The sequence below is a fragment of the Vibrio limimangrovi genome (assembly GCF_054064025.1).
In genome coordinates, this window is record NZ_JBSUGF010000008.1 from 304308 (window position 1) to 320672 (window position 16365).

Here is a 16365-nt window from a genome sequence, read left to right on the forward strand (position 1 = left end):
ATGTCTCAAGCCCTAAAACAATACCACGCCAGTGCTGGACCCGATGACAAGCTGATCACCCTGCAATTAACCTCAACCGCGTTTGGAACTCGTTATCTTGTTTCGGCGTTTGAGGATGTCACTGCCGCTTTAGAAGATACAACTATGGTAAATTTTGAGGCGGCGGGACTGGCGGTGAACCTTCCAAAGTCTGCCACTGGAGCAGAGATGGAGCTTCAATTTGGTCTCGATAACGTAACTGGTGAAGCAAGAGAGCTGATAGAAGCAGCGCGAAAAGCCGGTGCCGATGTATTTATTACCCTGCGTCAGTATATTGCCTCAGATCTAACGGCACCTGCAGCAAAACCAATTAAGTTCAAAGTCACTACAGCAACGACATCTCGCACGAATTGTAGCGTTAACGCAGGGATAGGTTATCTCAGCAATAGCGCTTGGCCACGAGAACGGTTTACTGTCGAATACGCGCCTGGTCTGGCGAACATATCATAACGATTAAAAGAGGTTAGCTATGAATACAGATAGGCTGCTCAGTATCGCTGAGCGAGTCCCGTATTTGCCTGGTGGTCGTGATCTGTTGGGGTGGGATTGCTATGGTTCTGTTCGCTGGCTGAATTACCAATTCACTGGCGTATTGATGCCTGAGTTTCCTGCAATCAGCCACAAGGAGTCCATGACAACCCAACGTGCAGCGTGGGCCATGCATGATCACGTGCAAGAGTGTGACTTCCAACCTCTGGCTTTGGCGTCTCAATATAGAAATCGACGTTGGGAGCATGTTGGTTTGGTACTGCCAGATCGCCGCATTATTCACGCCTATGAAGGCATCAATAAAACCACCATCCAACGGCGGAGCATGTTTGAAATGCTTGCTCCTGTTACCAAGTATTATCAATGGAAAGCTTAAGATGGCCACACTGATTGTTTATCCTGATGCTGCTGACGTTACGGTTCGAGAAGAAAACCAGATTCATGAACCAACATTGAAAGCTTATCTTGATCATCATATCCCTGGTTGGGATTGCGGCCCAAGTGGTCATAAGCTAAAAGCCCCAAGGTTCGCTGCTGTGCTTAACGGTAGCTCGTTCTCACCATCTCGATGGCAGTCTCAAGTTCTGTTGGATAGCGACGTAATTGAAGTGGTGCTTCCGCCTAAAGGTATTGAGATCACTGTTGCAGGCTGGATCGCGATTGCGGTCTCAGCAGCGTCTGCGGCTTACAGCTTTTTCATGATGAACAATATGAACCAGCTTGGATCTAACTCCAGTACGGTTCCCAAAGGTAAAAATATTTATGACATCAACGCTCAGGCGAATAGTGTTGAATTAATGGGGATCCGGCCTCAATGGTTTGGTCGTCACCAGTCAGTTCCGAGCTATTTGTGTAGTCCTTATAAATACTATAACGAGAATAATGAGCAGGTTCTCGCCCTGATGCTTCATGTTGGGGAAGGGCATTACCAGATATCTTCAACCGGATTGAGCATTGCTGGTACGCCAATCAGTCGCCTGAGTGACGATGTGGACTGGCAGTTTTTTGAGCCTGGAGAGGATGTCACGGTTCATGAGGCTCATCGCAATATCTACACTGCGGAAGAGGTTGGCGGAACGGACAGCTCAAGCGGTCTGGACTTTATCGGCCCTAGTACTTCGGTTTCCTTTGGCTCCGAAGATGCTGACATGGCGTTAATCCTGAGTGACGACACCGTGCTTATTCAGGAGCGTATTACACGCACTGTTTATTACGGTGGCGATCGTGATAATGAGACGACGAGCTACTGGAAAAACAAAAATCTCAAATGGGCAGATGGCACAACGTTTACCATCACCGGTATTTCATCTCAGTCGGTTCTGATTGATGACATTGTGGAGATCGTCGACAGCGGTAACGATGAAACGACAGGGGAACCACTGCCGGATAAGATTATCGGCAAAGGATTTAGTGTCCTTAGCGTCAATCAGGAAATTCAGCTGTCTGGCGCAGGCTCGAATGATTCGACTTATTTGGCTGTGCCTCTGTCAGATACAGAGCTGACTTTCAAAGACCTGGAAGGTAATGACGTTATCGATCTAACGCCCGCGCCAAGTGTGACGGTGAAGATCACGACAACGAGCACGGATGATGGTCTGTATCAGATTGTCTCCACCGATTCTGATTATAAGATGACTGTGACCCGCGTCGGGGATGAAGATTGGACTGGCTTTATTGGCGGAACGTATAGCAACGATATCTCACTGGATGTAACCAGCGACACGTTACCAGATTACCAGCTTGGCCCTTATGTTGGTTGTCCTGAAGGGTACACGACCGATTATATTGAAATCGACATGCTGCGTAGTTCTGGGTGGGGGTGGTACGACAAAAAAGGCAGGCTGCAAAATATTACCGTGGATTGGGAGGTCTGGGTCCGTGATGCCGATATAGGAGAACTTGATGATTGGCAGGTTTTCCCATTCAGCTATACAGATAAAAGCTACGACCAAGTCGGTCAGACTCACCCTATCACGCTTCAAAGCGCGATCCGTCCTGAAGTGATGTTGGTTAGAAAAACCAAGTCGTATGATGACACTAAGTATCTGGATAAGCTTCAGTGGATGCGCTTAAAGTGTCGACTTCCCACGGCAAGCAGCTACGCGACCAGCACCACACTGGCTATATCAATTCGTTCCGATTCAAACCTTTCGGCGTCGGCCACAAACAAGATCAAAGTAGTGCAAACCAGAAAACTGCCGGTGCCAGATGGAGCTGGAGGCTGGACCGAAGAACTGCAAGCGACCCGAGACATTGCTCCTGCAGTGCGCTATATAGTGCATAACTCGGGTGGTTCGGACGATGACATCGATATGGATGAACTACTGTGGATGCAAGAAAACGTGTGGTCACCAGGCGAGGAGTATTTCGATGGTGGGTTTGTCGATGAGGGAACTATCTACTCTGCTTTGAAAACTACCTTGCAGGCAGGTATGGCCGAGTTTTGTTTCGACATTGGTAAGATCCTGCCAAAGAGGCTGTTTGAGAAAACCAGTGCTGGCCACGTGTACACACCGGATGTCATGAAAGGTGAGGGGTTAACCATCACCACCACACTGTATGACCCAGACCAAAATGAGGGGCTGATTGTCTATTACATGGATCCGACGGATTGGAGCACCAACAGCGTTAAGTGCTGGCTTGGCGATAAGGACGCGATCACAAAATGGGGAGAACTGGAGCTTACCAAGGGGGTGACATCACGAACCCGCGCTTGGCGAATTGGCATGAGAATGCTGAGGCGAGCTAAGGGCGAAAAAATCAATTACTCATTCACTACTGAAATGGACGCGCTAAACAGTACATACCTTGACTATGCGGAGCTCTGTGACGATTTACCGAACTTTGGCCAGTTCGGGGAGATAGTGGACTGGCAGGTTGTCCAGAATAGTAACGATGAATTGGTGGCTCAAATTACCGTGGATCGGGACTTAGAATGGACCGTGGGTGATACTCACTATATGACCATTCGACGCCATGATGGCACGGGCAATGGACCTTTTGTCGCGACGAAGGTTAGTAACCGAGTAGTCATGCTCGATGGCCAGCTGGACTTTATCCCAAATCTTACGGGCAAAATAGAGCCGCCGCTTTGGCTGTTTGGTGATGCGACCCGATATTCAGAGCCAGCGGTGATCACCTCGATAATACCCAACATCAACAACGACAAGACAAAATGCAGTGTTAAGGCTACGAACTACGTGGCTGATATGTTTAAAGACGATAACAACCTACCGCCAGCTCCTGGGGTTACTTGGTGGGAGTAGTTCTTTCAAGTTTGTGTCCGTGGACACAAAGCCATTAGGTAGCAACAATATGAGCCAAGAATAGCCACTGCATTGCGCGGTGGCTTTATTTTAGTCATTAGTAACAGTGTAAACCATCGACTCTGGGGTAACTGAGGTTATTGATAATTGGTAGTTTCTAAATCGAATTGTTTTTGTATCGATGGGATAAACCAACTCTTGAGTGAACGCGGATCTAGCATGGTTGTCGAATGTGTACTCTCGATAAAGGACGTTTATACCACTGGAACTGAGTCCAGTAAAAATCAATTCATGGTTTATATACCCTGACTCTGACAATGGCGTTCGCGTTTCATGCTTCTCAAACCGGGCATCATTTGGTTCTATCGTGTATTGTGAACCGCTACCTACCGGAGAAGTCCAATAACTACCGGAAACTACTGTGTTGTCCCAATTTCCAGAGTCATCGATACCAAACATAAGGTGACTACCAGGGATCGTCACTATATCGTTTCCTTTTTCATTAGTCCCTACGATCTCGTAGACGTCACCTTGTTTCCCCGAAAGTCGCATAGCGACACTCGCTAAGCCACCGGATAAAAGAAAATCTTGTTTGGCTTGGTAAGAGTTAGGCTGAATTAAATTTTTATAAGCCTTTCTAGTTAATAACTCTTCACCTACATAGGCTTTTGTTTTCACGCCAATTTCGTAGCTTCTCGTGTCTATATTTTCCACTCTTGAAGGAGCTGTTTTTGTAAAGTTTGCCGTAGAGGTACAGCCAGTTAACGCTGATGCCGCTAGCGTTAAGGCAAAAAGCCATTTCATATCGAATAGTCCAACTTATTTTTATATAGGCTTTACAAACTATTAGGTTCAACAAGCCCTGTCACCAAACCGGACTATGTTTTGTGACTGCAATAGCATAGTGAACAGGTTTGGAATGTGGCTCAGAAGTAGGGTGGTATTGGAGAGAGATAATTTGAAGACCTTAAAACAGTTAATGTGTTCAAAACAAAAACCGCTGACGGTTTGACCGTTTTTAGGACTTTAGGTGTGCGTCCTAATTGCGTCTAAATATAGGAGGTTGTCTATTGTTGTTTTTAAAATTAATCACTTGCGGAGTGGTAAGTATAATCAAAGAAGAAGAAAGTGGGCTGATTATCTTGGCGCATTCTGCTTACCGTTTGCGGAACCGAAGAGAGTATTAGACCATTCAAAGCCTTAACTCGCAACGAAAGATGCAAGGTAAAGTTGTGAATATGAAAAAGCCGATTTGTGAACTGGTAATGTCACGATTTTATGGGAATTATTTCCACTACTTGTTCAGAACTCGGCACTATAACGCACGTAATCGAGAAAATGCTCGGGTATGAGCTGCCTCAAACCCGAATCTTCATCGGGTGACTATAATTTCTAAAATTCTAACGATAATTTTAGAATCTAGGTGACCTGAATGGCTGATGAGAGAAAAACAGGGCAATCACAACGAAAGCACTTGATTGTTATCGGAGTCGTTCATCTATGTCTCAGCTTAATAATTGTTTACCCAGATGCAAAAGACGTTGAAGATGCGTCAGGCGGATTACTGATGCTATCAGGGATAACTGTATTTTCGGTGTTGATGTATGTGTTAGCACCTGCTCATACACGCATTTCCCTCATGTCTAGAGGTATTTTCCAATCTTATACAACGCTGAGTTTAGTACTCATTTTACCATTTTCGATCATTGTGCTCTTCAATGGTCCGCTAGGCTCTGGCTTTATCGTTTTTATCAATCTGATACCAATCGCGCTACTTTCCTTACTGGTCGGTATTTTCGCAAAGCGTGAATAAACTAAGCCACAGAGAGCATTTAAGAGTGATTTGTCACTTCTTATTATGTGATGCGTTCCATGAGTTAGGCTTAATACGGAGATATGAGTATTGATCTACACTCTTTTAGTACAGTGTTATGCATGTAGATTACTATTTAAACTTTTAACCATACGACATTTTAAGCTATTAGTGTCATATATACTTTTAACACTTAATCGAATCATATGGAGTGTCTTATGGATTTTATCGAACGGGTACAGGCTCTTTCTAAAAAAATACCCCAAGTTTCAGCTAGCTTAGCTACAGAAGAAGCAACTAAAAACGCCTTGGTCATGCCATTTCTTCACTCTGTACTGGGTTATGATGTATTTAATCCAAACGAGGTTATCCCTGAATTTACAGCTGACACAGCTACGAAAAAGGGCGAGAAGGTAGACTATGCTCTAATAAAGGATGGAGTTGTTCAGATTCTTATCGAGTGTAAAAAATTTGGGGAGCCGCTCGCAACTAAGCATGCTAATCAGCTATTTAGATATTTTTCAGTAACTAATGCACGAATTGCGATTTTAACTAATGGCTCAGAGTACCAGTTTTTCACGGACTTGGATGCACCGAACAAAATGGATGAAAAGCCATTTTTAACTTTAGATTTAGCTAATCTAGATGAGCATGTAATTCCAGAGGTGAAGAAACTCACCAAGTCGTCCTTTGATGTTGAGTCAGTAGTAGATGCGGCAGGAGAGCTTAAGTATCTAAACCAAATAAAGAAAGTACTGCATGAACAATTTCAGAACCCAGAAGAAGAGTTTGTGAAATTTTTTACCTCCAAAGTCTATGATGGTGTGCAGACAGCTAAGGTCAAAGCTCAGTTCTTGGATATTACAACCAAGGCTTTAAAACGGTTCTTGAATGATAGTATTAACGCTAGGCTAAAATCAGCTATTGGTGGAGATGAAAAAGAATCTATCAAAGTTGAAAGCGCAGTAGATTCTTTAGCTGAGACCGTTGAGTCGACACAGGATAAGCCAAAAGTTCAGACGACAGATGAGGAAATTGAGGGCTTTAATGTAGTTAAAGCTATATTACGTCAAAAAGTGGATGTTCAACGAGTTTGTGCACGTGATACTCAAAGCTATTTTGGGATCCTACTTGATGACAATAACCGGAAGCCACTATGCCGTTTATGGTTTAATACGAAACAAAAATACATAGGTATTTTTGACGAAGACAAAGCTGAAACTCGTCATCCCATTGACTCGATTGATGATATTTTTAAATTTAGTGAGCAACTACAAAATACCCCAGCGCTCTATGACTAAATACATCACCCAAATACTTAAGTCTTGAAGACACGTTTAATTTTGATATGAGCGATTTAGTTTTCCTTTTCTAAGTCGCTTTTTTTAAAAGTAAACTGAGCTTGAACAACTAACAGTGCACCTAAGTAGTTTCGGTTAATATTGCCCCTAAACGCCCGTCTTAAACCCACCTTCATGTTTTACGCACGTATTCAACGCAGCGCTATGTGAAGTTGCGGTTCTTACGCCATGCAATGATGGTGGTTCGCTTTTTATTGAAGAAATCCAATACCTCTTGATGGCACATGATCTTGTTGGAAGTTATGGAACTCGAAAATGTCAAATTCCGTATCTATTCACACATATGCTACAAGTTTTACGTCCGTATTGTTGTAAGGTGTTCTGCATCATTCACAGGGAGTTACAAAAAATGGAAAAATGTCCTGCTATAGTTGGCGTCGTTTTTGATGATAAAAGCTTAGCTGCAATAGATCGAATAAATGAGCTTCATGAACTGGAAAAAACTGCAAAGTTCTTTATTTCATTGGGAAACCTAATCAATATTTTTGCTGGTAATGTTGTTAAAGGTGCTGGAAGTAGTGGTGTTACAAACGCTATATCAGCAGTACCAGTAAATAACACGTTACATAAAGCACGGGATGTTGGTATTACTGTGGGTAGGGGGATTTCTTCCGATGTAGGGCAGACTGCATGGAATATAACCCAAGCGAACTGGGAGTATTATTTCAAGTCTTATACTGCGTTAAATACTATTAAGCTAAGGAAAATTGAAAATATAGCTACTGAACAGGCGTTAGTGCACATAACAGATAGAAAACAGTACAGATTTTGGAAAGCGATATCTGATGGGTGTAAATTATGAGCAAAATTTTAACTTTGTTTCTTTTCTTTCTCCCGATGTTTTCTTATGCAAATACGAGCGTGGAGGATAAATTATTTGAAGATTTAAATAATGCAATCATCGCTTTAGGTGAACGCATTACTGTATGTAAAGAAAGCGCTAATACAAATAACCCCGACGAAGAGACCTTGAAGTTTGCAAAACAGAGGGTTAACGAATTAACGCCTGTATTGTCTCATTTGAACTACCTGGCTTTTGAACGTTGTACGCTCAATGAAAAAAGAGAACTAGCATATAGGCTTTTGAACGCAAAAAATAATGCTAGACGTCATAGTACGCAAGAGCTTATTAAAGCTACGGAAAAGATAACATTCTCTATAAATACAACTTCACAAAGTCAGTTTGATTCTTTGGATAGCGATACGAAAGAGTTTTTGGAAAATAGTGACTTTTTTTCGAAGCCCTTTGATGTCTTAGGGTTCTACGAAAAGGTTGCGGATAGGTAAGCGTTGAATAACACATTGTCATTTCGGTCAGCTCAGCGTTGGGTCTTGTGTTTACGGTGCAATTGCTTAGGTTCAGTGGCATTCCCCCTAGTCCGGCGTTATTATTCTCTTTCAAATTGACTCATTTGGTAGGGCGTCGCCCCCAATTCTGATAAAATCCAAGTCTTCCAGTAATCACGTTGATAGCACTGGATTTACCTAAGACTAGGAACTATTTTGACGAATAATGATATTTTACGCCGTGTACGTTATACATTTGATTTAAAAGACAATGTAATGACTGAAATCTTCTCTTTAGTAGACTTTAAAGTGACAGATGAACAAGTTACTAGTTGGCTGAAAAAAGAAGACGATGAATCTTTTGCTGAACTTAGCGATAAAGAGTTAGCTATATTTCTAAACGGTTTTATCAATTTTAAGCGTGGTAAACGCGAAGGTGAGCAACCTAAGCCAGAAGAGAAATTAAGTAATAATATTGTGTTCCAAAAGCTACGTATTGCTTTGAACTTAAAAGCTGAAGACATTTTAGAGATTCTGCAACTTGTAGATTTTCGTTTGAGCAAACATGAACTCAGTGCATTTTTCCGTAAACCTGAGAATAAGCATTACAGAGAATGCAAAAATCAAGTACTTAGAAACTTTTTGCTAGGTCTCCAGCATCAGTTGCGTCCAGGTAGTAACGAATCATAACAAAGCTTTTTTGAGTGACGCCCAACGCTTGGCATTTTCAGGTCAAGGTTGGGTTTTGTGTCTACTGGCAGTGGTTTAGATTGGATGGTAGCGTTACTCACACCCTAATGTGGCTTATACCGCCGTTTGTGGTCGGGGTTTTCGATTTAAGCGCAGCACTTCTTGTATTTTTTACCGCTTCCACAGCTACATGGATCGTTTCTGTTCGGCGTTTTCTCAAATACAGTTGTCTTTGGTTTACTTAGTAAAGTGTCAAGTTCAACGGTATTTTCTGCTTGGCTTTCATCTACAGTGATGTTCGCGAAAATTGAATGCTGCTTAACAATCTCTTCGATCTCTGCTTTGCGTTGTTCAGTCGGCACTGTAATAAAAATTGGAGCTTCTTCACTGCCAACCTTAACATTTCGGTTTACGTTATAGCCGGAAATTACATGGTTTTGTCGAGCGTCGATTCGACCTTTGAAAAACAGTTTGGACATGCTGGTACTCTTTTCTAATTGAGTAAAAATGAGCGTGGATTATACGTGTAGCGTTTAAATGATAAAGCGAAATTAGCAGTATTATGTGTAATTTGGTTGGTTTGATATAGAGCCAGTAATCTAAATGGATTACTGGCTCTTAGAGAGTTTAGTTTTGAGCGTATTTAACTCTGATTTTGCTCTTAGCTACCGTTGAAAGGTTTAGGTTTTCAACAGCTGCTTTTGCTTCTGTCTCATCAGGCATTTCAACAAAAGCGAAGCCTTTTGATAGGCCAGTTTCTTGGTCTAACACTAAGTTGCACTCTGTTACTGTACCGTACGTTGAGAATAGAACACGGATTTCATGCTCAGTAATTTTTCGCTCTAAATTGCGAACTAGAAGTTTCATAATGATTGCCTAATATAAAATGCCTGCTAAGTGTGTCAGTTAATTGGTAACAAGCCAAGCAAATTACAATGATAATCACCCACTCAGCTCTGGGTTAGCCGACTCCTTCTGAGTTTGAGAAAGAGGTGAGTACTCGAAAGCGCATATTCACTAAAGTTGTCCCAAATCTATTTTGTTAGCGATATCTTTCATCACGTCGATCATGCCGTGTTGAAACAGGAGCGCATCGGTGAATGTGTATGACTTAGACCAGACACTGTCGGGTTCTTTTCGATCGAGTGTTATAAATGCATAGCCACCACCATTGCCATCAGCATTAAAGGCCCGTCCTAGTTTTAATCGTTCTCCATCCACAAGACCCTCGCTGTTAAATGTGCCTTTAGCCAAACCACCTTCGGCTGCAGTTTTGAAAAACTTACCTTCCAGGGTATCTAAGAACCATCGCAAACCATGCTTAGGGAATTCGATTTGGTAATGAAGCCACTTACTTTTTTTGGTCCTTTTATTTGTGAAGTACTTCGCGGTAGCGATAATGATGTAATCGTCAATTAATAAAAAATAGAAGTTTTTAGCCTCTTCTTCATCATCAGGTAAAGTGGCAATCAGGTTAGGGTGTTGTGAAACCGTGAGTGGGTCAATGTCTTTAAACTGTTTCATCTGTCGGTTCCTTTTCCGATGTTAATGCCACGAGAAGCGAATCACCAGCCGTTATGCCTCCAGTACAAATAGAGCCCTCGTAAATGCAGTAAACCTTAGAGTGCGTATTCACTAAAGTTGTCCCAAATCTATTTTGTTAGCGATATCTTTCATCACGTCGATCATGCCGTGTTGAAACAGGAGCACATCGGTAAATGTGTAAGATTTGGCTAACCCAATATAGCTATCAATACGATCTAAAGTGATAAAAGCATATCCACCGTTACCATTACCATCGGCATCAAAAGCACGTCCTAGCTTTAATCGCTCTCCATCCACAAGACCTTCGCTGTTAAATGTGCCTTTGGGTAAGCCTCCTTCAGCAGCGGTTTTAAAAAACTTGTCTTCCAGGGTATCTAAGAACCATCGTAAACCGTGTTTAGGAAACTCGACTTGATAATGTAGCCACTTACTTTTACCGGTTCTTTTATTAGTAAAGTACGTCGCATTACAAATAATGATATGATCATCAACCAACAAAAAGTAAAAGGTCTTCGTTGGTTGTTTATTGTCAGGTAAAGTTGAAATCAGGTTAGGGTGTTGTGCAACCGTAAGTGGATCAATGTCTTTAAACTGTTTCATTTGTCGGCTCCTTTTCCGATGTCAATTCTCACAATGGCTCCCTCTTTTTCCAGCTTTCCAAGAGTTTGAGGATTTTTATCCCATGTAAAGGTTTCGCAAGGACCATATTCCAGATCATCATCAATGTGACCAAAAGGAGTTTTATCGTATTGCACGCTGTTGTCTTTGGTGACGCCGTTGCCAAGAAAATGTTCGTTTGCTCCTAAACGTTGTTGTATCTGACTCCTTACCGCCAACGTTTTTGCTTGATAAGGAGTGAAACCAAGTTCTTGACAATATTCTTTATATTGGTCTGTGTCGCTCACTTCAATCCCATCTTGTTTCGACGAAACCGCCACCTGTTCATAATACTGGCTAAATTCTGGTGTCATGCAGGAAGTAATTAATTCACGACTATCTTCAAATTCGCTGGCTAATTCAGACTCAGTAAATTTGGTTATTCTCTCGTATGTCGGGATAAAACTGTGCATGTCGCCTATGTCATCGGCTTTTTTGTGATCAATTAACAGTATGGTGTATTCGCAGTCGGGCTTGTATTCGATCCCCACGGCATTGCAGATGGCTTCTGGGTCAGTATCTCCGTGCTCCGCCTGAGTAAATGTGGTTGTCCAGTATTTTAGTTTGGTAACCCCTGCGGGTTTGTAACCAATGTAGCCAGTATCTTTGTTGTGTTCGGACTCGATGATGCGAAACAGTAGCGGTTCATCTAGCCCTTTTTTAACAATTTCTCTCTTGTCTGCTGTGGTGTAAGGAGAGCCAGGTAAAGCAGCGCCACCTTCTCGGGCGGCGTCAACGTAGGGTTTGGCTTCTGATAATCGTTTTCTTGCTTCTGTATAGGTTTTCGGTGGTGGTTGTTTATCGGCACGATACTTCTCACCAATCAATACCGTTGTATTACCAATCACGATTTTACCCCCGTGACTGGTTGAATCCCCCATACGGGCAGCAGGCTTGCCGTTAATAAATACAGAACCAGAACCTTGGCTTATGGAATCTGGCGGACCAACACATACGAGGCGGTCGCCCTTACGAGCGGATGGCAAACCACCAATCCTTACAGAGGGTGAGCCTACGACTACCGGCCCGCCCACATGAGGAACTTTAGCGGTGACTTTGGGGCATATGTGCATAGATGCCAGTGTGGCGGCGGGCTTTCCCATAGCAACTCTCTTGATATGTTTGAAGTTGCGTATCTTAATCTTGGTGAGGAAAGAATATTCTGTGATTGTTATGATCTTTGGAGTCACTTCACCTAATCAGTTCATTTATAAGTAATAAGAAAGACTCACGATGCTTGGGATTCTAATTTCAAAGTTAGAGAAAAGCAGTTACCCGTAATGTCGCAATAAATCTAAGATTTCTCTTCGGTGCAAATAAACCACCGGATCTTCTTGATAACTGAACACTTGATAAATCATAGCTTTAGCGACATCTTCGGCATCAATGGGGACAAAGTTCGCCAATTTCCCCAGCATGAAAGGGCGAATAACCTTAAATACACCCTGAACGATTTTTTCGTCGGTTCTTGGCTGGACTCGCTGACCGACAAGTGGACCCGGACGAACAAAGACCACTTCTTCAAATCCCATTTGTTCGATGTTCTCTTCCATCTGACCTTTGCACGCAAGGTAATGAGAGGAAGATTTACTATTTGCACCTAGGCTGGAGACGACAGCTAATCGCTTCACGCCAACCATTTTCATTTGTCGCGAGACATTCGTGACGAGTTCGACATCAACCTTTCGCAAATTTTCTTTGCTGCCAGCTTGTTTAAGTGTGGTTCCCAAACAGATAAAGCCGATTTCAGGTGTCGATTGCTGTTCATCCCAATTCAATATAGATAGATCCGCATCTATCATCGGAACTATTTTGTTTTCTGGATCGGAGATGTTGCTAAGCGGGCGTCTGGAAAGTGAATATAAGGTATGGATACCCGGTTGGGAAACAAGGAGTGTAATCACTTTGCTGCCAACCAACCCCGTTGCTCCGGCAATGATTACACAGGTATTGTTACTCATTTTCCTTCTCCTATCTGACAACAAGCGCCCAACTAATTGTAGATGATCACAATTGCTTAATCTTGCTTTTCGTCAAGGACTTGGAAGTGAAACGTCTATCAATATGCAGAAAAACAACATACGTGTCTTAAGTTTGGTTATCAAGCGCTAACTTTTTAACCATAAAGAGAAAATGGGTGATTTAGCTCCGGAGAAAGGTACACTATTACTCTTTGTCGTTTGAATTTGCGATAGTGCAAACCAAGGAAGAAAAATGAATGTAGACGTAAGCACACTCGCTCCGACGCAGGTGTATCATCTAATGACCCAAACCGTTATTCCTCGCCCAATTGCCTGGGTGCTAACGGACTCTGGCGAAGAAAATTACAACCTAGCGCCTTTTTCATATTTCACTGCTGTTTCCAGTCGCCCTCCGTTGCTGATGTTGTCTATTGGCAAAAAGCCTAATGGTGATGTAAAGGACACGACTCGTAACGTATTAGAGACAGGAAAGCTGGTCATTCATATTGCCTCCAGTGAACTGGCGCAAAAGGTCTCGGATTCCTCTGCGACTTTAGAGCATGGCCAATCAGAATTAGCTCTGACAAATTTAGAAACTGTTGATTTCAGTGGCTTTGAGCTACCAAGGTTAAAAGACGCGAAGATCGCATTTGGCTGTAAATTGCATGAGGTCATCGAGATGGGTGAAACGCCACAGAGCTTAATTTTTGCTGAAATTGAACACATTTATGTCGATGAGAAAGTCATTTCAATGCAAGGCGACAGGCTGAAAGTAGATGCGTTGGCCGTCGATCCTCTTTCTCGTTTAGGTGGAAGCGAGTTCGCTACACTCGATAAGACTTTCTCTATTGCCCGTCCCCAATAAATAAAAGGAACTAAATACATGGACCGCACCTTCGCTGCTGATATCCAAGCGCGCATTGACAATAAAACCAAACCCGTTGGTTCGTTAGGACTTCTCGAAAAAGTTGCTTTGGAATTAGCGTTGATACAAAGCCAAGACCAGGATTCCGCAGTCGAACAAATTACCATTCGTCAGCCAACAATGCTGGTATTTGCGGGTGATCATGGTGTCGCGGAAGAGGGTGTTAGCATTGCGCCAAGCTCAGTAACACAACAAATGGTCGCCAACTTTTTAGCTGGCGGAGCGGCGATCAACTGTTTTTGCGATCTTAACCAAATCCAATTCAAAGTCATTGATTGCGGTATGTTGTCGCCAATTGAAACCCTCGTTCCTGATTTTAAATCGCATCCTAACTTGATAGAGAAACGTCTGGGCAATGGCACCGCGAATTTCGCCAAGCAAACTGCGATGTCATTAGAGCAAGTGGCGCTTGGTCTGGAATATGGTGCGAAAGTGGCAGAACAAGTCATTTTGTCTGGTTCCAATCTACTCATGTTCGGTGAGATGGGGATTGGCAATACCAGTTCGGCGTCAGCTTTGTTAACCGCACTCAGCCCACTTGAGGTTGATCACTGTGTCGGACTGGGCACTGGCATCAATCAAGAACAGCTGAACCGCAAGATTAAAGCCGTTGCTCAAGGTGCGGCTCGTTGCAATGAACTGAATACCAAAGAAGTGCTGGCTCAAGTCGGCGGGTTTGAAATCGTACAAATGGTTGGCGCATTTTTAGAAGCTAAACGCCTGAAAACACCAGTATTAGTCGATGGCTTTATTGTCTCTGTGGCCGCCTATATTGCAACACTGCTTGATGAAGAGGCTCGTGATTTCATGTTATTTGCACATCGCTCTGAAGAATCCGGGCATAAGTTCGTACTGGAATATTTAACAGCCGAGCCTTTGCTCGATCTCGGACTTCGCTTGGGTGAGGGAACAGGTGCAGCACTGGCTCTGCCATTAGTGAAAGCGGCAGCGCAGTTCTACAACAAAATGGCGAGTTTTGAGAGTGCAGGAGTAACCGTTTAGTGTCAGACAAACCACGCGATACAACCACAGGTGATTGGCGCTATCAATGGGAGCTTTTCCTGTTAGCGGTGAGCTTCTTTAGCCGTTTACCTGTTCCTGCAAGCTTGCCTTATAGTGAAGCTCGCATGAATCAGTCCGGGCGCTACTTCGCTCTGGTTGGTGTCGTACTGGGCGTGCTGTGTGCAGCGGCTTTTGGGCTGTTGAGTTTAATGTTTCCAGCTTCTGTAGCGATTATCATCACCATGGTGTTTAGTCTGCTACTGACGGGAGCATTTCATGAAGACGGACTGACTGATATGGCGGATGGCATCGGCGGTGGAATGACAGTCGAGAAGCGGTTGTCTATCATGAAAGATAGCCGTATCGGTACATATGGCGCTGCGACTTTGGTCATGGCGTTGTTGGCGAAGTTCGTGTTTTGGGGCGAGTTGGCTTATGAGCCACGATTTTTGCTGATGATTGTGGTCGCATACACCGCCAGCCGTGCATTAGCCGCAACGCTTATTTACGACATGCCTTATGTCAGCGACAGTGATACATCAAAAAGTAAGCCACTTGCCAACAAGCAGTCGTCTTTAGAGGTGACGATTCTGCTGTTTACCGGTGGTGTCGTTACGTCGTTTCTCGGCATTTCGCAGGCTGTGGTTATTGCACTGGTCTTGGCGATATTTCGCTTTGGTTTTAAACGTTGGCTCACCAAGAGGATTGGCGGTTTTACCGGCGATTGTTTAGGGGCCGCTCAGCAGCTATCAGAATTGCTGGTTTATCTTACTCTCATCGCCTTTTATCACACATCATGAAGCAACTAATATTAGGTGGAGCACGCTCCGGAAAATCGAAGTTCGCCGAACAAACCGCGAAGCAGTTCGTTGCCGTTTCTCGCGCTTCTTTGCACTACGTCGCGACAGCTTTGCCGTTTGATGATGAGATGCGAGAACGCATTTATCATCACCAAAAGCAGCGTGGGGAAGGTTGGGATGAGCACGAATGTCCGCTGCATCTTCCTGATTTGCTATTAAGCTTTAATCACGATGATGTTGTTCTGATTGATTGCCTGACACTGTGGCTGAACAACTGGATTTTCGAGTTGGGTGATGAATGCTCAAATGAAAAGTTAGAAGCACAAATTCATAAACTGGTGGAAGCGGTGTCCGGCTCACAAGCAACGTTGATTTTTGTTTCTAATGAGGTCGGAATGGGCATTGTGCCACTCGGTGCAATAAGCCGCTATTTCGTCGACAACGCCGGACGTATGAATCAACAACTTGCGCAAGTTTGTCAGCAAGTCACATTTGTCGCTGCGGGCTTACCACTTGTACTTAAAAAATAG

18 protein-coding genes and 1 pseudogene are annotated in these 16365 nt (G+C 43.4%); 12 read left to right on the plus strand and 7 right to left on the minus strand.

Going from position 1 to position 16365, the window contains the following annotated elements:
• Genes ACWYU8_RS12160 through ACWYU8_RS12170 form a run of 3 tightly spaced genes read left to right on the plus strand, consistent with a single transcriptional unit; the run spans position 1 to position 3794 of the window.
• Positions 1–489 carry a DUF1833 family protein gene (locus tag ACWYU8_RS12160; protein ID WP_457519821.1) on the plus strand — a complete coding sequence of 163 codons (489 nt, stop codon included), beginning with the start codon at positions 1–3 and terminating at the stop codon, positions 487–489.
• Between the two features lie 19 nt (positions 490–508).
• A complete protein-coding gene (locus tag ACWYU8_RS12165; protein WP_457519822.1) occupies positions 509–904 on the plus strand; it encodes a hypothetical protein in 396 nt (131 codons plus the stop codon).
• Between the two features lies 1 nt (position 905).
• The gene (locus ACWYU8_RS12170; protein WP_457519823.1) at positions 906–3794 is read left to right on the plus strand and encodes a host specificity factor TipJ family phage tail protein; all 2889 of its coding nucleotides are present in this window, start codon (positions 906–908) and stop codon (positions 3792–3794) included.
• 90 nt (positions 3795–3884) lie between these two features.
• On the opposite strand, the gene ACWYU8_RS12175 is transcribed toward ACWYU8_RS12170, so the two are convergent.
• Complete coding sequence (locus tag ACWYU8_RS12175; protein ID WP_457519824.1) at positions 3885–4598, minus strand: hypothetical protein; 714 nt, start codon at positions 4596–4598, stop codon at positions 3885–3887.
• Between the two features lie 628 nt (positions 4599–5226).
• Here ACWYU8_RS12175 and ACWYU8_RS12180 point away from each other — a divergent pair.
• The 5 genes from ACWYU8_RS12180 (at position 5227) to ACWYU8_RS12200 (ending at position 8945) form a co-directional block, all read left to right on the plus strand.
• Positions 5227–5607 carry a hypothetical protein gene (locus ACWYU8_RS12180; RefSeq protein WP_457519825.1) on the plus strand — a complete coding sequence of 127 codons (381 nt, stop codon included), beginning with the start codon at positions 5227–5229 and terminating at the stop codon, positions 5605–5607.
• A 218-nt stretch (positions 5608–5825) separates the two neighbouring features.
• Positions 5826–6908 (plus strand): type I restriction endonuclease, encoded by a 1083-nt coding sequence (locus ACWYU8_RS12185; RefSeq protein ID WP_457519826.1) that lies wholly within the window; start codon positions 5826–5828, stop codon positions 6906–6908.
• Between the two features lie 409 nt (positions 6909–7317).
• Positions 7318–7770 carry a hypothetical protein gene (locus ACWYU8_RS12190; RefSeq protein WP_457519828.1) on the plus strand — a complete coding sequence of 151 codons (453 nt, stop codon included), beginning with the start codon at positions 7318–7320 and terminating at the stop codon, positions 7768–7770.
• Positions 7767–8255, plus strand: a complete 489-nt coding sequence (locus ACWYU8_RS12195) for a hypothetical protein (protein ID WP_457519829.1) — start codon at positions 7767–7769, stop codon at positions 8253–8255. Before ACWYU8_RS12190 ends, ACWYU8_RS12195 begins: the two co-directional genes overlap by 4 nt.
• 216 nt (positions 8256–8471) lie before the next feature.
• Positions 8472–8945: a DUF1456 family protein gene (locus ACWYU8_RS12200; RefSeq protein WP_457519830.1), complete on the plus strand. Its 474-nt coding sequence runs from the start codon at positions 8472–8474 to the stop codon at positions 8943–8945.
• 146 nt (positions 8946–9091) lie between these two features.
• On the opposite strand, the gene ACWYU8_RS12205 is transcribed toward ACWYU8_RS12200, so the two are convergent.
• From ACWYU8_RS12205 to ACWYU8_RS12230, 6 genes and pseudogenes are all read right to left on the minus strand, one after another.
• A complete protein-coding gene (locus ACWYU8_RS12205; protein ID WP_457519831.1) occupies positions 9092–9424 on the minus strand; it encodes a PBPRA1643 family SWIM/SEC-C metal-binding motif protein in 333 nt (110 codons plus the stop codon).
• Between the two features lie 148 nt (positions 9425–9572).
• Positions 9573–9812 (minus strand): RNA recognition motif domain-containing protein, encoded by a 240-nt coding sequence (locus tag ACWYU8_RS12210; protein WP_444492449.1) that lies wholly within the window; start codon positions 9810–9812, stop codon positions 9573–9575.
• A 150-nt stretch (positions 9813–9962) separates the two neighbouring features.
• Positions 9963–10469: a hypothetical protein gene (locus tag ACWYU8_RS12215; protein ID WP_457519832.1), complete on the minus strand. Its 507-nt coding sequence runs from the start codon at positions 10467–10469 to the stop codon at positions 9963–9965.
• A gap of 111 nt (positions 10470–10580) precedes the next feature.
• Positions 10581–11090 (minus strand): hypothetical protein, encoded by a 510-nt coding sequence (locus tag ACWYU8_RS12220; RefSeq protein WP_457519833.1) that lies wholly within the window; start codon positions 11088–11090, stop codon positions 10581–10583.
• An 875-nt stretch (positions 11091–11965) separates the two neighbouring features.
• A pseudogene (locus ACWYU8_RS12225) lies at positions 11966–12250 on the minus strand (PAAR domain-containing protein); the annotation flags it as partial.
• Between the two features lie 168 nt (positions 12251–12418).
• Positions 12419–13108: an NAD(P)H-binding protein gene (locus tag ACWYU8_RS12230; RefSeq protein ID WP_457519834.1), complete on the minus strand. Its 690-nt coding sequence runs from the start codon at positions 13106–13108 to the stop codon at positions 12419–12421.
• Positions 13109–13361: 253 nt separating this feature from the next.
• Between ACWYU8_RS12230 and ACWYU8_RS12235 the strand changes: the two genes are divergently transcribed.
• The 4 genes from ACWYU8_RS12235 to cobU are packed head-to-tail and all read left to right on the plus strand — an operon-like array spanning position 13362 to position 16365.
• Positions 13362–13973, plus strand: a complete 612-nt coding sequence (locus ACWYU8_RS12235; RefSeq protein ID WP_457519835.1) for a flavin reductase family protein — start codon at positions 13362–13364, stop codon at positions 13971–13973.
• Positions 13974–13991: 18 nt separating this feature from the next.
• Complete coding sequence (cobT, locus tag ACWYU8_RS12240; RefSeq protein ID WP_457519836.1) at positions 13992–15035, plus strand: nicotinate-nucleotide--dimethylbenzimidazole phosphoribosyltransferase; 1044 nt, start codon at positions 13992–13994, stop codon at positions 15033–15035.
• Positions 15035–15835, plus strand: coding sequence for an adenosylcobinamide-GDP ribazoletransferase (locus ACWYU8_RS12245; RefSeq protein ID WP_457519837.1), 801 nt, complete (start codon positions 15035–15037; stop codon positions 15833–15835). Before cobT ends, ACWYU8_RS12245 begins: the two co-directional genes overlap by 1 nt.
• The gene (gene cobU, locus ACWYU8_RS12250; RefSeq protein ID WP_457519838.1) at positions 15832–16365 is read left to right on the plus strand and encodes a bifunctional adenosylcobinamide kinase/adenosylcobinamide-phosphate guanylyltransferase; all 534 of its coding nucleotides are present in this window, start codon (positions 15832–15834) and stop codon (positions 16363–16365) included. The genes ACWYU8_RS12245 and cobU overlap by 4 nt, the downstream gene beginning before the upstream one ends.

Excerpts from the sequence above, each read along its gene's own strand:
- ACWYU8_RS12160 (WP_457519821.1), top strand. The coding sequence starts at position 1 with ATGTCTCAAGCCCTAAAACAATACCACGCCAGTGCTGGACCCGATGAC.
- ACWYU8_RS12165 (WP_457519822.1), top strand. The coding sequence starts at position 509 with ATGAATACAGATAGGCTGCTCAGTATCGCTGAGCGAGTCCCGTATTTG.
- ACWYU8_RS12170 (WP_457519823.1), top strand. The coding sequence starts at position 906 with ATGGCCACACTGATTGTTTATCCTGATGCTGCTGACGTTACGGTTCGA.
- ACWYU8_RS12175 (WP_457519824.1), bottom strand. The coding sequence starts at position 4,598 with ATGAAATGGCTTTTTGCCTTAACGCTAGCGGCATCAGCGTTAACTGGC.
- ACWYU8_RS12180 (WP_457519825.1), top strand. The coding sequence starts at position 5,227 with ATGGCTGATGAGAGAAAAACAGGGCAATCACAACGAAAGCACTTGATT.
- ACWYU8_RS12185 (WP_457519826.1), top strand. The coding sequence starts at position 5,826 with ATGGATTTTATCGAACGGGTACAGGCTCTTTCTAAAAAAATACCCCAA.
- ACWYU8_RS12190 (WP_457519828.1), top strand. The coding sequence starts at position 7,318 with ATGGAAAAATGTCCTGCTATAGTTGGCGTCGTTTTTGATGATAAAAGC.
- ACWYU8_RS12195 (WP_457519829.1), top strand. The coding sequence starts at position 7,767 with ATGAGCAAAATTTTAACTTTGTTTCTTTTCTTTCTCCCGATGTTTTCT.
- ACWYU8_RS12205 (WP_457519831.1), bottom strand. The coding sequence starts at position 9,424 with ATGTCCAAACTGTTTTTCAAAGGTCGAATCGACGCTCGACAAAACCAT.
- ACWYU8_RS12210 (WP_444492449.1), bottom strand. The coding sequence starts at position 9,812 with ATGAAACTTCTAGTTCGCAATTTAGAGCGAAAAATTACTGAGCATGAA.
- ACWYU8_RS12215 (WP_457519832.1), bottom strand. The coding sequence starts at position 10,469 with ATGAAACAGTTTAAAGACATTGACCCACTCACGGTTTCACAACACCCT.
- ACWYU8_RS12220 (WP_457519833.1), bottom strand. The coding sequence starts at position 11,090 with ATGAAACAGTTTAAAGACATTGATCCACTTACGGTTGCACAACACCCT.
- ACWYU8_RS12230 (WP_457519834.1), bottom strand. The coding sequence starts at position 13,108 with ATGAGTAACAATACCTGTGTAATCATTGCCGGAGCAACGGGGTTGGTT.
- ACWYU8_RS12235 (WP_457519835.1), top strand. The coding sequence starts at position 13,362 with ATGAATGTAGACGTAAGCACACTCGCTCCGACGCAGGTGTATCATCTA.
- cobT (WP_457519836.1), top strand. The coding sequence starts at position 13,992 with ATGGACCGCACCTTCGCTGCTGATATCCAAGCGCGCATTGACAATAAA.
- cobU (WP_457519838.1), top strand. The coding sequence starts at position 15,832 with ATGAAGCAACTAATATTAGGTGGAGCACGCTCCGGAAAATCGAAGTTC.